Source organism: Fortiea sp. LEGE XX443 (assembly GCF_015206815.1).
Taxonomy (GTDB): Bacteria; Cyanobacteriota; Cyanobacteriia; order Cyanobacteriales; family Nostocaceae; genus Nostoc_B.
Genome location: NZ_JADEXZ010000013.1, coordinates 23,193 through 40,661, shown reverse-complemented (window position 1 = coordinate 40,661; position 17,469 = coordinate 23,193). Strand labels below are relative to the sequence as shown.

At 40.3% G+C, this 17,469-nt stretch carries 19 protein-coding genes and 2 pseudogenes; 8 read left to right on the top strand and 13 right to left on the bottom strand.

What is annotated here, in order from left to right; all coding sequences use genetic code 11:
- The first annotated feature begins 154 nt into the window (after positions 1 to 154).
- Positions 155 to 388: a hypothetical protein gene (locus IQ259_RS07700; RefSeq protein WP_193883272.1), complete on the top strand. Its 234-nt coding sequence runs from the start codon at positions 155 to 157 to the stop codon at positions 386 to 388.
- A gap of 47 nt (positions 389 to 435) precedes the next feature.
- Here IQ259_RS07700 and IQ259_RS07695 read toward each other — a convergent pair.
- From IQ259_RS07695 to IQ259_RS07680, 4 genes and pseudogenes are all read right to left on the bottom strand, one after another.
- A pseudogene (locus tag IQ259_RS07695) lies at positions 436 to 1,028 on the bottom strand (IS701 family transposase); the annotation flags it as partial.
- A gap of 100 nt (positions 1,029 to 1,128) precedes the next feature.
- The gene (locus IQ259_RS07690; protein WP_193883270.1) at positions 1,129 to 1,635 is read right to left on the bottom strand and encodes a GNAT family N-acetyltransferase; all 507 of its coding nucleotides are present in this window, start codon (positions 1,633 to 1,635) and stop codon (positions 1,129 to 1,131) included.
- A 121-nt stretch (positions 1,636 to 1,756) separates the two neighbouring features.
- A complete protein-coding gene (locus IQ259_RS07685) occupies positions 1,757 to 3,034 on the bottom strand; it encodes a serine hydrolase (protein ID WP_193883268.1) in 1,278 nt (425 codons plus the stop codon).
- Positions 3,035 to 3,236: 202 nt separating this feature from the next.
- On the bottom strand, positions 3,237 to 3,797 hold the full coding sequence (locus IQ259_RS07680; RefSeq protein WP_193883267.1) for a pyridoxamine 5'-phosphate oxidase family protein: 561 nt from the start codon (positions 3,795 to 3,797) through the stop codon (positions 3,237 to 3,239).
- Between the two features lie 490 nt (positions 3,798 to 4,287).
- On the opposite strand from IQ259_RS07680, the gene IQ259_RS07675 reads away from it, so the two are divergent.
- The 4 genes from IQ259_RS07675 to IQ259_RS07660 all read left to right on the top strand — a co-directional run bounded on the left by IQ259_RS07675 (position 4,288) and on the right by IQ259_RS07660 (position 8,616).
- Positions 4,288 to 4,935 (top strand): MotA/TolQ/ExbB proton channel family protein, encoded by a 648-nt coding sequence (locus IQ259_RS07675; RefSeq protein WP_193883265.1) that lies wholly within the window; start codon positions 4,288 to 4,290, stop codon positions 4,933 to 4,935.
- On the top strand, positions 4,919 to 5,323 hold the full coding sequence (locus IQ259_RS07670) for a biopolymer transporter ExbD (RefSeq protein ID WP_193883263.1): 405 nt from the start codon (positions 4,919 to 4,921) through the stop codon (positions 5,321 to 5,323). Before IQ259_RS07675 ends, IQ259_RS07670 begins: the two co-directional genes overlap by 17 nt.
- A gap of 168 nt (positions 5,324 to 5,491) precedes the next feature.
- Complete coding sequence (locus IQ259_RS07665) at positions 5,492 to 6,256, top strand: hypothetical protein (protein ID WP_193883261.1); 765 nt, start codon at positions 5,492 to 5,494, stop codon at positions 6,254 to 6,256.
- A gap of 317 nt (positions 6,257 to 6,573) precedes the next feature.
- Complete coding sequence (locus IQ259_RS07660) at positions 6,574 to 8,616, top strand: serine/threonine-protein kinase (RefSeq protein ID WP_193883259.1); 2,043 nt, start codon at positions 6,574 to 6,576, stop codon at positions 8,614 to 8,616.
- Between the two features lie 24 nt (positions 8,617 to 8,640).
- Here the strand turns inward: IQ259_RS07660 and IQ259_RS07655 are convergent, their stop codons facing one another.
- Genes IQ259_RS07655 through IQ259_RS07645 form a run of 3 tightly spaced genes read right to left on the bottom strand, consistent with a single transcriptional unit; the run spans position 8,641 to position 10,487 of the window.
- Positions 8,641 to 9,105: a cupin domain-containing protein gene (locus IQ259_RS07655; protein ID WP_193883258.1), complete on the bottom strand. Its 465-nt coding sequence runs from the start codon at positions 9,103 to 9,105 to the stop codon at positions 8,641 to 8,643.
- Positions 9,095 to 9,535 (bottom strand): GNAT family N-acetyltransferase, encoded by a 441-nt coding sequence (locus tag IQ259_RS07650; RefSeq protein WP_193883256.1) that lies wholly within the window; start codon positions 9,533 to 9,535, stop codon positions 9,095 to 9,097. The genes IQ259_RS07655 and IQ259_RS07650 overlap by 11 nt, the downstream gene beginning before the upstream one ends.
- Positions 9,536 to 9,593: 58 nt before the next feature.
- Positions 9,594 to 10,487 (bottom strand): LysR family transcriptional regulator, encoded by an 894-nt coding sequence (locus tag IQ259_RS07645; RefSeq protein ID WP_193883253.1) that lies wholly within the window; start codon positions 10,485 to 10,487, stop codon positions 9,594 to 9,596.
- Positions 10,488 to 10,664: 177 nt separating this feature from the next.
- On the opposite strand from IQ259_RS07645, the gene IQ259_RS07640 reads away from it, so the two are divergent.
- Positions 10,665 to 10,961 (top strand): hypothetical protein, encoded by a 297-nt coding sequence (locus IQ259_RS07640; protein WP_228014425.1) that lies wholly within the window; start codon positions 10,665 to 10,667, stop codon positions 10,959 to 10,961.
- 4 nt (positions 10,962 to 10,965) lie between these two features.
- On the top strand, positions 10,966 to 11,610 hold the full coding sequence (locus IQ259_RS07635; RefSeq protein ID WP_193883252.1) for a glutathione S-transferase family protein: 645 nt from the start codon (positions 10,966 to 10,968) through the stop codon (positions 11,608 to 11,610).
- Positions 11,611 to 11,661: 51 nt separating this feature from the next.
- Here the strand turns inward: IQ259_RS07635 and IQ259_RS07630 are convergent, their stop codons facing one another.
- The 4 genes and pseudogenes from IQ259_RS07630 to IQ259_RS07615 form a co-directional block, all read right to left on the bottom strand.
- Entirely contained in the window at positions 11,662 to 12,402 is a 741-nt protein-coding gene (locus tag IQ259_RS07630; protein ID WP_193883250.1) for a trans-aconitate 2-methyltransferase, read from the bottom strand.
- 23 nt (positions 12,403 to 12,425) lie between these two features.
- Positions 12,426 to 12,617, bottom strand: a pseudogene (locus IQ259_RS07625) (Uma2 family endonuclease); the annotation flags it as partial.
- A 196-nt stretch (positions 12,618 to 12,813) separates the two neighbouring features.
- Positions 12,814 to 13,191, bottom strand: a complete 378-nt coding sequence (locus IQ259_RS07620; protein ID WP_193883248.1) for a type II toxin-antitoxin system VapC family toxin — start codon at positions 13,189 to 13,191, stop codon at positions 12,814 to 12,816.
- A 2-nt stretch (positions 13,192 to 13,193) separates the two neighbouring features.
- Positions 13,194 to 13,448: a hypothetical protein gene (locus tag IQ259_RS07615; protein WP_193883246.1), complete on the bottom strand. Its 255-nt coding sequence runs from the start codon at positions 13,446 to 13,448 to the stop codon at positions 13,194 to 13,196.
- A gap of 382 nt (positions 13,449 to 13,830) precedes the next feature.
- Between IQ259_RS07615 and IQ259_RS07610 the strand changes: the two genes are divergently transcribed.
- Entirely contained in the window at positions 13,831 to 14,835 is a 1,005-nt protein-coding gene (locus IQ259_RS07610) for a saccharopine dehydrogenase-like oxidoreductase (RefSeq protein ID WP_193883244.1), read from the top strand.
- A 302-nt stretch (positions 14,836 to 15,137) separates the two neighbouring features.
- On the opposite strand, the gene IQ259_RS07605 is transcribed toward IQ259_RS07610, so the two are convergent.
- A complete protein-coding gene (locus tag IQ259_RS07605; RefSeq protein WP_193883242.1) occupies positions 15,138 to 16,046 on the bottom strand; it encodes a MoxR family ATPase in 909 nt (302 codons plus the stop codon).
- Positions 16,047 to 16,154: 108 nt separating this feature from the next.
- Positions 16,155 to 17,261 (bottom strand): bifunctional riboflavin kinase/FAD synthetase, encoded by a 1,107-nt coding sequence (locus tag IQ259_RS07600; RefSeq protein WP_193883240.1) that lies wholly within the window; start codon positions 17,259 to 17,261, stop codon positions 16,155 to 16,157.
- Positions 17,262 to 17,469 lie beyond the last annotated feature (208 nt).

The following is a 17,469-nucleotide window of genomic DNA, read 5'->3' as shown; positions in this document are numbered from 1 at the left end:
TTAAAACACTAAGTTTCACAATTACATCACTACTATTTGCGAAACGACCGTATTTAACTCCGGTTGAGGAGAAGTTATTAAATTTAATAGAGCGAGAATATAGGATTGTAGATGAGCAATGATTCTTGGAAAGCTGAGAAAGGAGCCAAAGGCGATGCAAAGTATTAAGTTATGTTCTCATATTGGGGCTGATGGAGTTTTGCATCTGGACATTCCAGCAGGGACGGTAAGTGGTGATATAGAAGTAGAAGTAATCATTAAACCCATAACTCCATCTCAAAGAGAGTGGATGCCTGGTTTTTTTGAAGAAGTGATTGGTGGTTGGGCAGGGGAACCCTTAGAAAGAGCAGAACAAGGAGAGTTTGAGACGAGGGAGACGCTGTTTTGACCTATTTATTAGATACAAATGTTTGCATTAGATTATTGAACAATAGTAGTCAAACGGTAATCTGTCCAACCTAGTTCCTGCTTACACTGTCGAAACCCATATTCAACCCAGGTTCTTAATCCATATAAATCCCCTAAAGTCTTCTTCAAATTCCCTTGAAGATTCGTCATGACGAAGGAGGTAGAATTTTCTGGCATGGTTTCTGGGTCAGTAGTTATTTCTCAGTAAGTTATGGCTCTTTTTTTACCATAAATTATTTCTCGTATATATCTAGTCTCTGATTTTTGATTGCTAAATGTTCTCTCAAACTTACACCACTTGTTGGCTCTAACACTTTGCCCTGCTGGCAACCAGACTCCATGATTACTTCTATTTGTTTTAATTTTCCTAGTGACCAATCTGAATTTGCTATGAAATGGTGTAATGATTGTGCTGAATTTATACTCACTACCTTCGCTATCTCTGGTAACGATTTTCTTTTTATCGTTGATATTATCCCCAGGTGTAAATATTTGAAGCACTCATAATTCCTTACTTCTTTAAACCGGTCTTTATACTCTGCACAATATTCATCTATGATGCCAACTGTTGGATGAGGATCTCTTGCCAAATGTTTGATAATTTGTAATTTTACATCCATTGCCCTACTTACCTTCCAGAGTTTTTTCTTTTCATCCTTTTATTCAGAATACTCGGAAAGTGACAGAAGAGGGTTACTGCTTGCGCCTTCTACTGGCTAATTAATCAAAATCCAGTTTCATCTTGAAAGATATACCACCAACGCGGTTAATAGTTTCACTACCAGGGACAATTTGCCAGCCCAATCTTTGATATAAATGCAAAGCAGGATTTGAACTTCTAACAGTAAGTGATATTGACGGGTAGGATGTTCTGGCTGCTGCGAGTAAATAAATTAGTAATTTAGTCCCTATACCTTGATTTCTATATTCGGGGAGGGTTGCGATCGCTAATTCAGGTGTGCGATCGTCAACGTAGCCATAGCCTGGATTTTCTTGTGTTAATAACCGTATCCATGCGGCTCCTACTGGTTGATTGCTGCTTTTACAGATAGCAACAAATCCCACATCATCTTTAAGTCCCCAACCCTTGACATATTTTGACAAATCAGGATGACTGATTGCATCCTGTATTGTTTTTCCTTCTTCTCGCATGTGCGCTGCTTCGTACAACATTTGCCAGAGGAACGCTTCATCTTGTGGTGTGAGGAGACGAATTGAATAATCCATACTTTAGCCTTGCTGACGGTAGACTGCGGATATTGTGAATTTAGATGCAAAAAGCCCCACAATATCAATTAATATCAGGGGCTTGCGTCAATTAAAATTCTTTTTTGTTACACCAGAATAATTAATGCTTGCGGGCTACTCTTGGTTGGTCTAAATAGCCGTAGACGAGCCGAGAAACTTGACTGATAAAATCCCTAGCTTTTAAATCATTAAAAGGTCTTCTCACAAAAATTCCGGCCAAGTAGCGTTTACCAGATGGCATTTCAATAATTCCTGCATCACCCAAAACAATTCCTAGAGTTCCGGTTTTGTGAGCAATCGTAGCGCCTTTACCAAGGCCAGCGGGTAATAATTTTGTGTTTCGGACACGCTCCATGATATCCAAAACTTTGCCACGGCTGGAATCAGTCAACAACCGATTGTTAGCGACTAATGCTGACAGCCTGACTAAATCTTTGGCGCTAGTTGTATTAGTACCTTTGAAGTCGCCGAGTAAATTCCGCACGACGGTATTTTGCATACCCCAGCTTTGGAAACGCTGATTTAATTTAGCCTTACCACCCAATCGGTCAATAACCATATTGGTAGCAGTATTGTCGCTAATGGTAATCATCTTAGTAACGGTTTCCAAAAGACCAAACCGAGTTCCAGCGCGTTGATACTGCATTGTTCCTGAACCTCCAGTTACTAAGTCACGCCGCATAACTAAGGTTTCATTCAGCTTGATTCGGCCTGCATCTACTTCTTGAAATAACGCTACTAAGATGGGAAACTTAATCGTACTAGCAGCTGGAAATATCTTCTCGCCATTTACATCTAGATAGTTACCAGTATCTAAATCTAAAAAGAACATTCCAGGGTCAAGAGAACGATAACGAGCCGCCAAAGCTTGCACTTGCGATCGCAGTTGTGGTATTTCCTTACCTAAAGGCACAACTCCAGCAAACAAAGAAACATTACTCACTGAAACGGGAATCTCTTCTTCACTAGAAGCGGAAGCATTACTATCAACGCGTTCCAGCGATGGAAATTTCACTATCCAATGAGTAGAAGAGTCACCTTGAACCAGCAATTTACCAGGGTCTACAGTGTATCCTGGTGCTAGTTCCACTACTAGTCTGGTTGTGTTATCATCAACCTTCCCAACGCGAACTTCACGTACTGTTGAACCAAAGTTTTTCCGAACTGTATTTGTATTCAGTTGTGTACCAGGAAGGTCGATAACTAGCCGTGTGGGATTTTGAATTAAAAATGCTCTCGGTTTAACACCAGATGCAGTAGTAATGTTGAGTTGATTTCGCGCGGTGTCAAAGTTCCAAGATTGTAAGCGAGCTGCTCTTACTGGAGAAGAAAGCAGGACAATACTGACAACGCTAAACAGAAATAAGCGTAATCTCATGCGTGTGATTATTGAGAGCGACAGTTGAATTTACTTGCACCAATTTTCGAGGGTGTCCCGGTTGATCCGGAATAAACTCGAATCATAGTTGGTGGCAATTCCTTACGTCAAGACACGCAAACCACAGAATAGTTCCTTTACAAAAAATTTAATTGGAATGGGGTAATTATACATGGAGGAGCGCCCTGTTACTCTCTACTTCTTAACGTTCAGATAATTGACTCAATGGTGTCGGTAAACCATCAATGCTGATGCAATTTTTCTGTTGTTGATATTCCTGAACTCCCTGTTTCCCTTTTTTACTCGCCCAATCTACTAGTATCTGGCGTTGACTTTGGTATTCGTAAAGGGGAACGCCAAAACCACAGGAACTTTGCACGCGCTTAATATCAGCTACGATAATTTGACGAGTCCCTGGTATTTGAGGCAACACAGAATATATAGATTCCCAATCAGGAGAACTTGGTAAAATTGTGTAACCTGTACCGTACAGTCGCAGAATGCGCGGTTGTTCGGCAAAAGCGCAAAACATCAAAGTTATGCGACCATTTTCTTGGAGATGGGCGGAAGTTTCGTTCCCGCTACCTGTGAGGTCTAGATAAGCTACCCGATGGGGTGATAGGATACGGAAACAATCAAGACCTTTGGGAGATAAGTTAACGTGACCTGTAGAACTCAGAGGTGCAGTGCTTACAAAGAAAAGGTTTTGGGCAGCAATAAATTCTTGCAGTTCTTCAGTTATCGAGTCAAATAATTTAGCCATAGACGATCAACAATAAAAAAAAAAGTACATATGCCTTTTAGCGGTATCTATATACAAGATATACAAGCCAAGATGATGTGATTTGTTTGGCTCTTGGTAAGTCGGCATTCAAGATATACTTTAACTCTGAAATTCAAGCGATCGCATATAGTCATCTACCATCTGAGAAAATTTCTGACTTTGTTGCAATTTCTTATTAGTTAACAAATTAACATAAAACAGTCAGCCGCAAAAGTCAAGCAATAAATTCTAATAAATATATTAATTGGCTTTTATCCGTTGCATAAGGATGCAAATACTTGAATAACAAGAGTTTGAGGTACTTGAGCATTGATATAGAATCAATAATTATGTCACCAAAAGAAAATTTAACTTGACATAGCTTTTTACTTTTTCTATTCCTTATTGATAAGATATATCATTTAGTAGGCATAAACTGTTAATCTAACTGTAAAGTTGTCAATTTAGTTCATAGAGACATTACAAACTTATGAATCAGCTGTTTACAGCAGGTGGCGTAGTCATGTGGCCGCTACTGGCGTTTAGTGTAGTGGCGATCGCCTTGATTATCGAGCGAGTACGTTTTTGGTATCGGATCAATACTCGGCAACACCGTGTAGTGAGAGAAGTACTCAATCTCTACCGCCTCGATAATGTCGTTGGTGCGTTGGATAAGTTGCAAAAGAACGCAGATTTGCCAATTCCGCGCATTTTTCTGGCTGCACTGCAACTAGAAGAACCAACCCCAGAAGAATTTCGTCTAGCGCTAGAAAGTGAAGCTCAAGCTGAAATCCCAGTTCTCAAACGTTTTCAAAATATGTTTGAGACAATTATTGGTTTAGCACCACTTTTAGGTCTACTTGGTACTGTATTAGGGTTGATTGTCTCTTTTGCTTCATTAAATCTGGGTGATGTGGGAGGTACAAAAACCGCAGGTGTCACAGCAGGTATTAGTGAAGCGCTTGTATCCACAGCTTCAGGATTAATTGTAGCCATATTTACACTTTTATTTGCCAACACCTTTCGGGGGCTATATCAACGCCAAATTGCCGGGATGCAAGAATATGGCGGACAATTAGAGCTACTCTATCGCCGTCGCTATGAACGAGGAGACAGAACCTATGCGTCTACAAGATGAGCCAGATATCCCACCGCAGATCAACATCGTACCCATGATTGATGTGATATTTGCGATTTTGACCTTTTTTATCATGTCAACGCTATTTTTAACTCGCTCAGAAGGTTTACCAGTCAACTTACCTACAGCAGCGACAGCAAAACAGCAGCAAATTCCTACCAAAATTACCGTCACAGTAGATCAAGATGGCACAGTGAGTGTCAACCGCCAACCAACTACTATTGACGCGTTAGCAGGACAATTGCGTACTTTAGTAGCTGATAACCAAGAAGTGTTGGTGATTTTGAATGCCGATGAAAAAGTCGCGCATGGTAATGTAGTGGCAGTGATGGATCAAGTACGAAAAATTCAGGGTGCAAAATTGGCGATCGCTACGCAAAAGCAATAACGCTGATGAAGGTTGGGATGCTCGTTAACATCTCAACCAAGTTCACACTATTGTGACCCGTTCTGTGTAGTACAATGCGTAGAGCAGAATATAACTTGGTGCAAAAAAGCCGAATGTGTTGTTCCATAAGATAATATTCGGAAAGTTTGCTTAGGCAGCGTAGTTACAATGAAGCCTGAAGTTATTACTGCAATCATTGCAGCGATCGTCGCAGTTATTAGTGCCGCTATCAGTATTTATGGACAGATTAGTGTAGCACGATTGTCTGATCAGCTTGCCAAGAAACGCGAGGCTGAATCCCGTGAAGCACAAACAGCTGCTGTGATGTCAAAATATCGAGATCCATTGTTACGATCAGTCATCGATCTGCAAAGTCGCTTGTTTAATATTCACAAAAACCGCGTTCTGCAAAATTTTGATCAACGAAGTTTATCCGAACAAGATTATTTGATTAATAATACCCTATATGTTTTTGCAGAATATTTTGGCTGGGTTGAGATTCTCCGACGAGAAATCCAGTTTTTAGATTTTGGTGATCTTGAATTAAATCGTCACCTGACGGAACTGTTTGTGAACATCACCAAAGCTTTCGGTACAAGTCGGGTTAATGGCAAAGACAATTTTGACCCGACATTTCAATTGTTCAATGGAGAACAGCGAGCGATCGGAGAAATTATGATGAAGTCTCGCTCCACAGATCAAATGCTGGGTTATGAGTGTATTGGTTATGCTGAATTTGTCAGGAAAATGAGCGATCCAGACTTTGTCCGTTGGTTTACAAAACTCAAAAAAGACCTTGATCTGATCATCAAGGACTCGAAAATTGGCGGAGATCGACTAGTTTTAATCCATAGTAGGTTGATCGATCTGCTTGATTTTCTCGATCCCCACTGTGTGCGTATACTCTTAAAGTACAGAACTAAAATTGAGTAGTCAGCGGTCAAACACCTCAAACTCCAAACCACAGCCATATTGAGTTTTACTTGCTACTAACATGACCGGAGGCTGAACGAATGTCGTTTGTTGGTAGAGCAAGTTAATATATAATCGATAAAACTCATCTCATGACTCTCGTGGTTTTCCACCATCAAGGAAAACTCATTAGCATTTACCAAAACTGACCATAGCAAGTAATTCTCCAATCCCCAGTACTAAAGCAATCTACCATCAATACGAGAGAGTCAATCCTATCCAGGGAAATATCGGGGTTAACTTAGTCAAAATTTTTATGCAGTCACCCCTGTCAGATCATGATCTGCTGCTTAAATCCCGATTGCCCTAATCCCCTCAATCCCAAAGGAAAGAAGTCATGCCAAACTTGTAGTACCTCCTTGGTGCCACTGTTAAGAAATCGCTTCCGTGTGATTCGGGTACTTTCCGATGAGGGGGGATTTGGCAGAACTTATTTATCAGAAGATACCGATAAACTCAATGAACTTTGTGTAATTAAGCAATTAGCTCCGAAATTTCAAGGAACTTGGTCGCAGAAAAAGGCAATGGAATTATTTGCGGAAGAAGCAAAGCGACTACAAGAATTAGGCGAACATCCCCAAATTCCGACCCTGATTGCTTATTTTGAACAAGATAACTGTCTTTATTTGGTGCAACAGTTTATTAATGGGCAGAACTTGTTAAAAGAGTTGCAACAGCGCAAAGTTTATAAAGCCAATGAAATTCAGGCAATTTTACTAGATTTAGTCCCTGTACTCAAGTTTATTCACGATCGCGGTGTAATTCACCGAGACATCAAACCAGAGAATTTAATTCGCTGTCGTTATGATGGGCGTTTAAGCTTGATTGATTTTGGTTCTTCTAAGCAATTAACCGAAAAAGTCAAGAATAAAAGTGGTACATCGATTGGTTCTCATGGTTATTCCCCACTAGAACAAATCAGAGACGGTAAAGCTTATCCAGCTAGTGATTTATTCAGTTTAGGGGCTACCTGTTTTCATCTACTAACAGGAACTTCCCCTTTTCAATTGTGGATGGAACATGGCTACGGTTGGGTAAACAATTGGCGGCAATATTTGCGTAGTCCGTTAACTCCAGAATTGGATGGCGTAATGAATAAGCTGTTGCAAAAAGACTTAAAACAGCGCTACCAATCAGCCGATGAAGTTATCAAAGATTTGATTCCTAAACCACAACTCGCCCTACCAGCCGCTGGTCAGTCATCGGGAAAATTCCCCGTGACTCGAAGTTCAACTTTCTCATTTAGATATGCTTTACTAAAAAGTTTAGTCTTAGCCTCTGCTTTTATTCTGTTGTTTGGATTTAGTGAAGTTTGGTATCAACAATATCGCCAGATTCAAGCTACTTTATTATCGAGACTGAAGCCATTAAATTATAGTTCTAGTCAAGGTGAAGTCGCTTTCAATCATTCACCCAATACTGGGGTCAGAAATATTTCTTTAGCTAACACCTTCAAAAGTTCTGCAAAATCTGTTATGTCTGTCGCCATCAGTCCCGATGGGCGAAAAATTGCTAGTATTGCTGAAGGCGATCGCATCATCAAAGTGTGGAATCTCGCCACAGGAAAAGAAATATTAACCATCAGGGGACATTCTCAAAAAATTAATGCTGTAGCTATCAGTCCCAATAGCAAAACTTTGGTGAGTGGTAGCGATGATCAAACTATCAAAGTCTGGAATCTGGCTACAGGTAAAATAGTTCGCACACTACAGGGACATTCTGACTCGATTCAGGCACTAGGTATTAGCCCAAATGGTAAAATTCTGGTAAGTGGTAGCGATGATAACACTCTCAAAGTTTGGAATTTATCTACAGGGAGGCTAATCCGCACACTCAAAGGACATAAATATTGGGTGCGGTCAGTCGCAATTAGCCCAGATGGTCGTAACTTAGCGAGTGGTAGTTTTGATAAGACTATTAAACTTTGGCATCTCAATCAAGAAAACCCAGCCCGCACACTTAAGGGAAATAACAACACAGTTACATCAGTAGCCTTTAGTCCAGATAATACCACCTTAGCCAGTACCAGCCGCGATCGCACCATCAAACTATGGGATGTCGCTTCAGGAGAAGTCATCCGTACTTTAGCTGGCCATACTAACACCGTCACTTATGTGGCCTTTAGCCCAGATGGTATAACTTTAGCCAGCACCAGCCGCGATCGTACCATCAAACTGTGGAATTTAGCTACAGGCGAAGCAATCCACACATTGACAGGACATCAAAATAATGTGACATCCGTCGCCTTCACAACCGATGGCAAGACTATTATCAGTGGTAGTGAGGATAATACTATCAAAATTTGGCGGATATCAAACTAATTCGTAATTGGGCTTATTTTTTGATCAACTCTTGTACAAAGTCCCATCTTTTTTGATAAAGATTCGCTCGCCATTCACACCAGCTTTCGCAATCAAATCATCATCTGGATAGTAAACTTCATCATCAGAAGTTCTATCTCCAACTTCTAAATAAACTACTACTTGATCAGAGTTATTTACCAATTGATGTCCATCTTCTTCACCAGCCGGAAAACCTACCATCATTCCTGGTGTAAGAATTTGCTTTCCTGCATTGGTTACTAATGTTGCTTCACCTGCAATAATGTAAATAAACTCATCTTGTCGAGTATGCCAATGTCTTAAAGCCGAACGACTTCCTGGTTCTAACGTCACTAAATTTACACCATATTTTTTTAAACCGGCTGCATTTCCTAATGCTTTTTTCACTCGACCTGTAACGAAATGCTGAAATTCATCGGGATAAATTGAAGTTGTCCGACTAGGGACATGCTCAGGGTTAATAATCATTCAGACTATCCTTATGCAATTCTTTATATCGATACATCAACTTTATGCTGCCAATATTAGATGTGAAGCCGAAATGTTCATAAAAAGTAATCATTTCTGGCAAACAGTGAAGTGCAATCTGCTCGACTTGATTTAACCGAGGATGATGAATAATTGAATCAATCAATTTTACACCAAGCCCCTGATTTCTATGGCTAGATTTAATGATAACATCGTAAATAGTTGCTCGATAAACAAAGTCAGTCAAAACACGAGTAAAACCAATTAATTGTTCATCATCATCTACTAAACCAATAATAATATCTGAGGCATTCAGCATTTTTACAACGTCTTGATATGTACGTTGTTTGCTCCAAAATTCGTTTTTATATAAATCTAATAACTGGAAAATTTGTATTTCTGTCAAATTGTCAACAAATCGAAAATCCATAATTTGGCTCAGTTATCAAGCAATGTTTTTGTACTCTATAACGATTTTCTAAAAATAATCAATAATTAGCTTTAACCAAAGTATAAAAATCAAATTTTTTTAACATTTCCAAAAATGTAAATACCGCAGGTACATGCAGCGCATTAGATAACATAGCCACTGCCATAACTCTTTCTATCGGGACTGGTAAACTGTAGACTTGCACTTCTTTGGGAATTGGTACAGCTGCTAAACGAGGCAGAATAGCGGCTCTTAATCCTTGATGTACCAGACTCACAACTGTAGAATCTTCTTGAATATCAGCAGAGGTCTGCATAAAAGGTGCTACTTTCTTCATGTGGTTGTGCAGAGGTCGTCCACAGGGTAAACAGGCTAACAAAACTGGTGAATAAGCCGCGATATCTTCCCAAGTAATTTTCGATCCTTTGATTTTGGCTTCTGGTGGTAGTAACGCCACATACTCATCTCGCAGAATTTCCCATGTTTCAAATTCATCACCAGTGGGGAGATAGGTAATACCAAGGTCAGCGCGTCCCTCACGCAAACATTGTTCTACCTCTGTGAAGGAAAGACATTCAATGATGGTGATTGCCACTTCGGGAAATTGATTGTGAAACTTAGCGATCGCTTTTGGTAATAAATGTGTAGCAACACTGCGGAAAGAGGCAATGCGGATATGTCCACCGTGTAAACCTTTATACGAATCAGCTTCCCGCTGCATCATTTCTAAACTTTGCAAAGCTTGACGAGCATGGTAGAGGATGCGATCGCCAGCAGGTGTCAACACAGCGCCATGTCTACCTCTAGCAAACAAAGGCACACCTAATTCTTCCTCTAAGGTGGCAATAGCATGACTTATCGCTGGTTGAGACAGCTGCAATTCTAATGCTGCCTCACTAAAGTTACCACGCTCTGCGACTGCAACCACTGCTCGAAGTTGGGAGAGTTTCATGGTCAATAGATGTAATCAAAAATTGACAAATACTTACTCAATGGTGACAAATAAATTTTATAAATGAATTCTCATATCTATAAATGGCATTTATAGAAACTATACAAGCGATGATTTGATTGCTAAATGAGATATTGCTACAGTTCTAATTACTAAGGAACTTTCTGGAATAATAATATGAGAAATCACATAAATTGTCTACAATCAAAAGACAGAGAAACAAATTGTAATTCAGTCATTAACAATCAATTAACACTGAGCAAATATTCAGACATCAAGAAGAAACTGCAAGATGTTTGGCAAAAAATTATCAAAACTTTACTAGCAGACCCGACTGAATTACAAGTCTGGCAAAAAGTAGACCGCCACGGTAATAAATATTGGTATGCTTACGATCCCAAGACGCAAAAATCTTTTAGCTCCGGATCAGAAGCTGACATAAATATATGGATTGAACAGATATATAGGTATTAAAACTATGTCCGAACTCATTTTAGTAATTGGTAGTAAAAATTATTCATCATGGTCACTCCGCCCTTGGATAATTATGAAACAATTTGGAATACAATTTCAAGAAATTTGCATTCCTCTTAAGCAATCAGAAACTACAAATCAAATTCTGCAATATTCTCCTTCAGGAAAAGTACCTGTATTAATACACAATAGTCATATTGTTTGGGATTCTTTAGCTATTTGTGAATATTTAGCAGAAGTATTTCCTGAGCAGCATTGGCACCCAAAAAATAATGTACACAGAGCAATAGCTCGTTCTATTAGTGCGGAAATGCACTCTGGTTTTCAAAATCTTCGTCAGAATATGCCGATGAATTGCCGTGCTAAACTTCCAGGTCAAGGTTTAACATTAGCAGTTCAAAAAGATATTGACCGTATTATTAGTATTTGGCAGGAATGTCGGCAAAAATTTGGTATAAATGGTGAGTTTTTGTTTGGTAAATTCACAATTGCTGATGCTTTCTTTATTCCTGTTGTGATGCGGTTTGTTACCTACAATGTACAGCTAGATAATGTATCTCAGAACTATGTAAATACAATTTTGTCACTCCAAGTGATGCAAGAGTGGATAGCAGCAGCTAAGGTTGAGGCTGATATTATTCCTCAATGAAGAGGATGCAAGGACACAAAATCAAGAGAAAAAACTCAATGTAAAAATTTACTAATCAGGAAAGGGTTTACGTGCAACAAATGCCACATTGCCTTTTGGTAAATAATAACTACCATAATTACGAGTTGTTTGCACCCGAAAGCCAATCTGTCGCAAGTTTGTAGCTATTTGCGTTGCTCTGTATAATTGCACTCGATGTATTTCATCATCTCGTCTGTAGTGTTCTCCTACTTTGCGGAAAGTGATAATGCGACGGGTTAAAATATTTTGCGATCGCTGTTCTTCTTTTTCGACTAGTACAACCCAGTCCTTTCCTTCGGTAAATTTTTGAGTTGTATTTCCTTGTGCAACCTGCCCCACTTCTGCAATATCAAAAATAAAGACACCGCCAGGCATTAAAGCTTGATATATGCGCCCAAAAAGCTGAATTAGTGTTTGGCGGTTATTATCTGAATCAAACAAGTAACTCAAGCATTCGCCAACTGAAGTCACACCATGACATGGCGGAATCTCAATTTTAAATAGTGAACCAACTTGAAACTCGGCTTGGGGTACTCTTGTTTGTGCGATCGCAATCATCGACTCGGAAATATCAACGCCAAATACCTGATAATTAGCCTTGATGAGTTCGTTTGCCCATAATCCACTACCGCAACCTAAGTCTACTACCAAACCAGAGTGGATTTTGTTTTGAGCTAGAATTTCCAGAATGCCGGGAGCCGATTTGAGCGCAAAATCACGAAAACCGTCATCATGAATAAAGGCGAGGTCTTCTTTGTACCATTCACTCATATTGCGACCTGAGTATCAGTAGTTTAATAAGATAGCTTATCAATTTTGGTCACTTCGGCTTCAAACTGAACTTGTCGGTACAAATCAGCGATCGCTATTTCGACATTCGCCGATTCCAATAGCAATCTGTCGCTCAAATTATACTCTGACAATAGCCATTTTCCCTGTTCGTTGCGTCGAAATACTTCTACACTCGGTTGTGCTACTAGTACTAAGCTCGATCCTCTTACATACTTCAGCGCGATCGCCTAGCCATTCATTTTTTAACAGCGATCGCTCTCAATTTTTTCAATGTATCTTGCTTCTAATTCTCGACTCAGTAAAATATCTCGCTATTTTACTTTTATGTTTCTAGATTCTATTTTGTTTGAAAAAGCTCAAATCCGATTGATGCTTAGGTAGCGATCGCGTTTAATTGGGTTTGTCAGAATCAAATGGATTCCACAATTTCAGTTGAGTCATCCACGAAAAATCACCTGTATTTCTTGTGATCAAAGTTAGTCCATAAACTAGAGCAGTACCAGCAATAATGCTATCACCTAAAGTCATTCGTTTTTGTTGGCGTAGCGTGACTGCTTGCTTTAACACATCCTGAGATATCGGTAAAACCTGAGCAACTTGAAAGAATTCTTCAAAATACTGGCGTTGTTCCTCATTTAGCTGATGGTAACCTAAAACCTCCAAATAACTGAGTGCAGATACCGCAGGTACATACTCAGCGCTCAATTCTCTTAGCCTGTTGTATTTTGGTTGAGCAGAGTAGATAATTATATTGCTATCAAGTAGCATATTTATCGGCCAGGTAATGAACGGTCTTGACGAGTTTCTTGTTGCCATACAACCGCATCCACATCAGTCATAGATTGACTTACAGCAATTTTGCCTAAAATTTCAGCCATTTTCCGTCCCCTTGCTTTTTGCTCTAAAACCGATTCATTTTCCAGAAATGTCACATAAACAGGGTTGATTTGTTCTCCCAATTTAGGTACATCATCAATCCACTCTAAACGACTTCCCTTCAACCAAGCTTTGTATGTTTTCAGCATAATTTCGTTTTCTATTTTCTACCTATTATCGCTCTTGACTCTACAGTAGTTGGCAGCGGAGTCAACATTACCATAGGGTATTGCATTTGCTCAAATAATTCTCAGGTTCAGAGATGCGATCACTGTCTAACATTTAAACAAATTAACTATTTATACTAAATATAAAACAGTATTAACTCTGAGGAAATTGCTGCGTACTTCAAATCACTCAGCAAGAATTTCTGGTAAAAAAACTGATCTGGTGGGGGAAGAAACCAGGATAATGAAGCATAATTAACCTTTATAGCTTTGAGCGATGTCTAACGGCAAGCCGCAAAGCGTCTATGCCATCAGCCAAGATGGTTCACTCTCAAGGCTTTTGATTCAACTTAAGTAATTGACTATGAGTACAGCAAATATTGCGCCAGTTATACGTGTGGGAGTATTGGGTTTCGGTGGACTCGGACAAGCAGCCGCCAAGGTACTTGCTGGCAAACGAGAAATGACTTTAGTAGCAGTCGCCGACCAAAAAGGCTACGCTTACACTGCTGGAGGTTTAAATTTTAAAGATTGCATTGCTACCTACCAGTCTCAAGGTTCAGTGGGTTATTTAGAACCAATCGGGAATTTAACTAACAACAGTATTCAAGATTTAATTGATAGCGCCCAACCTGTAGATGGGTATTTTCTAGCTTTACCTAACCTACCCAATGACTTTATTCCTTCTGTAGCAAGGCAATTTATTCAATCTGGTTGGCACGGTGTTTTAGTAGATGCCATTAAGCGCACCAGTGCCGTAGAACAGCTAATTGCCATGAAAGACGAACTGCAAGCGGCTGGAATTACCTACATGACAGGATGTGGTGCTACACCTGGATTGTTAACCGCCGCCGCCGCCTTAGCCGCCCAAAGCTATGCTGAAATTCATCAAGTAGAGATTACCTTTGGTGTAGGGATTGCTAACTGGGAAGCTTACCGTGCCACTGTACGCGAAGATATTGGTCATATGCCTGGTTATACGGTAGAAACTGCACGGACAATGACTGACGCAGAGGTAGAAGCATTATTAGATAAAACAAATGGCGTGCTGACCTTAACAAACATGGAACACGCCGATGATGTCATGTTAGAGTTAGCAGGGATAGTAGGGCGCGATCGCGTGACTGTTGGTGGTGTAGTCGATACCCGCAATCCCAAAAAGCCCCTCAGCACCAATGTTAAAGTCACAGGGCGCACCTTTGAAGGTAAGATTTCCACCCATACTTTTACCTTAGGTGATCAAACCAGCATGGCAGCCAATGTCTGCGGGCCTGCATTTGGTTATCTTAAAGCAGGTGTGCAGTTGTACCAACGAGGTATTTACGGCATATTTACAGCAGCCGAAATTATGCCCCAGTTCGTGAAGTAAGGGTGTATGGACTAGTACCGCTACGCGGAATTCGTAATTCGTAATTCGTAATTACCTTGCCGCGAGTGTTTCAGACATTTAGAATGGGTGGTTTATTTACGCCATGCTGTACTAGAGGGTAGAGACTGGCATATTCATAATTCCAAATCTCTAAGCTGCGTCCCCTTGTGGGCGCAGTCAATCTCAAATACTCGCTACGCTAACGCAAATCTAAAATCCAAAATTGTTTGATGCTTGTAATTTAACGGAGTTGAATCTTAATGGCCGCTGTTAGTCCTTGTCTAACCTAATTTCTACAACTACTAGGGAATTGGCATAGATCGCAATAATCTTTCCACAATACTTCTAGCATTACGTCCTCCCCTAGGAATGAGGCGATGACAGAGGACGTAAGGTACAAGAAATTTTACATCATCGGGAATTGCATAATCACGCCCGGAAATAAATGCTAAGGCTTGAGCCGCTTTTTGTAATGCCACAGTACCACGAGGACTCACACCTAAAGTAATTTCTTCATCATGTCGTGTTGCTCTGACTAATTCTAAAATGTACTCTTGCAAAGAGGTTTCTACTCTAACCTGAGAACAAACTTGACGCAATTTTTGTAATTCTGCCAAGCTAATGCAAGGCTGTAATTCCGCAGTATTCATTCCTAGTTGGAGATTTTGCAACATTTGCAATTCTTCTTGCGCCGAAGGATAACCCAAACTCAAAGACAGCATAAATCGATCCATTTGAGCTTCTGGTAAAGGAAAAGTACCTTGATACTCAATTGGGTTCTGAGTAGCAATCACAAAAAATGGCTGGGGAACTAAACGGGAAACCCCATCAACGGTCACCTGACTTTCTTCCATCACCTCCAGCAAAGCTGACTGGGTACGGGGTGTAGCGCGGTTAATTTCATCAGCTAGGAGTACGTTGGCAAATACAGGCCCAGGAAGAAAAGTAAATTCACCAGTTTTTGGGTTCCAAATATTAGTACCAGTAATATCTGTGGGTAGTAAATCGGGAGTGCATTGCAGCCGTTGAAACTTACCATCCAATGAACGAGCCAAGGATTTAGCCAGCAGCGTCTTACCTACTCCAGGAACATCTTCTAACAAAGCATGACCACCACTTAACAAGGCTACTAAGACTAAGCGAATTGCCTCGGTTTTACCGACAATGGTCTGGGCTAGATTTTGTGTTAAAGCTGCAATTTGTTCTCTCATGCACCACAGAATGATTGAGGAATCGGCGATTAGGAACTGGAATGGAGAATAACCTATGCCTTATTCCCCACTTCCTGATTTACAGTATTCCCAATCCACTACTGAAAATTAGCATTCTCTACTCAAAATTTTCCGCGCAATGGTGCAGTCTTGTTGAATTTGGGTTTTCAGGGCTTCTAAAGACACAAATTTCTGTTCTGGGCGTAAAAATTCCATTAGCTGTACAGCCAATTTTTTGCCGTACAAATCCCCACACCAATCGAACAGATGTACTTCCACAGATGAATTAGTACCATTGACTGTGGGTCGATTACCGATATTCATGACTCCCAAAATCCACTGCGGAACACTTGCATCCGGTGTATCATTCAAAATGTAAACCCTAACAGCGTAAACACCTTGGCGGGGTAAAAATTTATCGCTGGGTACTTGGAGGTTAGCAGTAGGAAAACCAATGGTTCTACCTAGTTGTTGACCTTGAATAACAATACCGAAGAGAGTGTAAGGTCTTCCTAGACAGAGGTTGGCGCTTTTAACATCGCCATTTTCGAGAGATTGGCGAATCAGTGAAGTGCTAATAGGAGGAAGGCTCACCAATTCACCGTCTGGCAGGTGATTTGTATGAGTTTGTAATGGAACAATGGTGACAGGAATATTGTACTTGGCAGCGATTAGTTGCAAATTTATAGCAGTACCTTGACGTTGTTTGCCAAAACAAAAATCTTGCCCAACACTAATTCGCTGACATTGCAATTGTTGGACGAGAATTTTATCTACAAATTCCTCTGGAGACAAGGCGGATAATTCCTTATCAAAGGGTAGCAGTACTAGCTGTTCAACTCCAAGCGATCGCAATTGTTGGACTTTTTCATCCAGTGGTGTCAACCAAGTACGGGGTGTTCCCGTAAAAAATTCCTGTGGATGGGGACGAAAAGTTACAACTGTCGAGTATGTACGTTCTTGTGGTTGGGGTTGTGGAGTTTCTTGTGGTTGGGGTTGTGGAGTTCCTTGGTTCTGAGGTAAATTCCCCTCGTCTCCCCATACCCTCATCTCCCTATCTTCATTCGGTGCTGACTGTAGAATCGGCTGAATCACCCTTTGATGGCCAAGATGTACGCCATCAAATTTGCCCAGTGCAACATTAGTTGGGGTTAGAACCGATGCGGTTGAAGAAGCAACCCACACAGAACATCCATTTTGAGACAAATTTAGCACGTAGATTCTGGAATTTGAGGTTTATTTAGCCATTAGCCACAAGCAACCTGATGGGACACCGCTGAGAGGAAGACAAGGTAAGTCAATATATGTGTGAGTTTTAGCTTGAATGAACTCACATATTTCTCCTCCAGCTTTCACGGTGTCTTTGTGAGGTAAGTTCTTGCGCTAATAGCTCTTGATAACCAATCTAATCTAAAATCTACGA

What these genes read in the sequence shown, in the direction of transcription:
- IQ259_RS07700 (WP_193883272.1), top strand. Translation starts at nt 155, where the DNA reads ATGCAAAGTATTAAGTTATGTTCTCATATTGGGGCTGATGGAGTTTTG.
- IQ259_RS07690 (WP_193883270.1), bottom strand. Translation starts at nt 1,635, where the DNA reads ATGGATTATTCAATTCGTCTCCTCACACCACAAGATGAAGCGTTCCTC.
- IQ259_RS07685 (WP_193883268.1), bottom strand. Translation starts at nt 3,034, where the DNA reads ATGAGATTACGCTTATTTCTGTTTAGCGTTGTCAGTATTGTCCTGCTT.
- IQ259_RS07680 (WP_193883267.1), bottom strand. Translation starts at nt 3,797, where the DNA reads ATGGCTAAATTATTTGACTCGATAACTGAAGAACTGCAAGAATTTATT.
- IQ259_RS07675 (WP_193883265.1), top strand. Translation starts at nt 4,288, where the DNA reads ATGAATCAGCTGTTTACAGCAGGTGGCGTAGTCATGTGGCCGCTACTG.
- IQ259_RS07670 (WP_193883263.1), top strand. Translation starts at nt 4,919, where the DNA reads ATGCGTCTACAAGATGAGCCAGATATCCCACCGCAGATCAACATCGTA.
- IQ259_RS07665 (WP_193883261.1), top strand. Translation starts at nt 5,492, where the DNA reads ATGAAGCCTGAAGTTATTACTGCAATCATTGCAGCGATCGTCGCAGTT.
- IQ259_RS07660 (WP_193883259.1), top strand. Translation starts at nt 6,574, where the DNA reads ATGATCTGCTGCTTAAATCCCGATTGCCCTAATCCCCTCAATCCCAAA.
- IQ259_RS07655 (WP_193883258.1), bottom strand. Translation starts at nt 9,105, where the DNA reads ATGATTATTAACCCTGAGCATGTCCCTAGTCGGACAACTTCAATTTAT.
- IQ259_RS07650 (WP_193883256.1), bottom strand. Translation starts at nt 9,535, where the DNA reads ATGGATTTTCGATTTGTTGACAATTTGACAGAAATACAAATTTTCCAG.
- IQ259_RS07645 (WP_193883253.1), bottom strand. Translation starts at nt 10,487, where the DNA reads ATGAAACTCTCCCAACTTCGAGCAGTGGTTGCAGTCGCAGAGCGTGGT.
- IQ259_RS07640 (WP_228014425.1), top strand. Translation starts at nt 10,665, where the DNA reads ATGAGAAATCACATAAATTGTCTACAATCAAAAGACAGAGAAACAAAT.
- IQ259_RS07635 (WP_193883252.1), top strand. Translation starts at nt 10,966, where the DNA reads ATGTCCGAACTCATTTTAGTAATTGGTAGTAAAAATTATTCATCATGG.
- IQ259_RS07630 (WP_193883250.1), bottom strand. Translation starts at nt 12,402, where the DNA reads ATGAGTGAATGGTACAAAGAAGACCTCGCCTTTATTCATGATGACGGT.
- IQ259_RS07620 (WP_193883248.1), bottom strand. Translation starts at nt 13,191, where the DNA reads ATGCTACTTGATAGCAATATAATTATCTACTCTGCTCAACCAAAATAC.
- IQ259_RS07615 (WP_193883246.1), bottom strand. Translation starts at nt 13,448, where the DNA reads ATGCTGAAAACATACAAAGCTTGGTTGAAGGGAAGTCGTTTAGAGTGG.
- IQ259_RS07610 (WP_193883244.1), top strand. Translation starts at nt 13,831, where the DNA reads ATGAGTACAGCAAATATTGCGCCAGTTATACGTGTGGGAGTATTGGGT.
- IQ259_RS07605 (WP_193883242.1), bottom strand. Translation starts at nt 16,046, where the DNA reads ATGAGAGAACAAATTGCAGCTTTAACACAAAATCTAGCCCAGACCATT.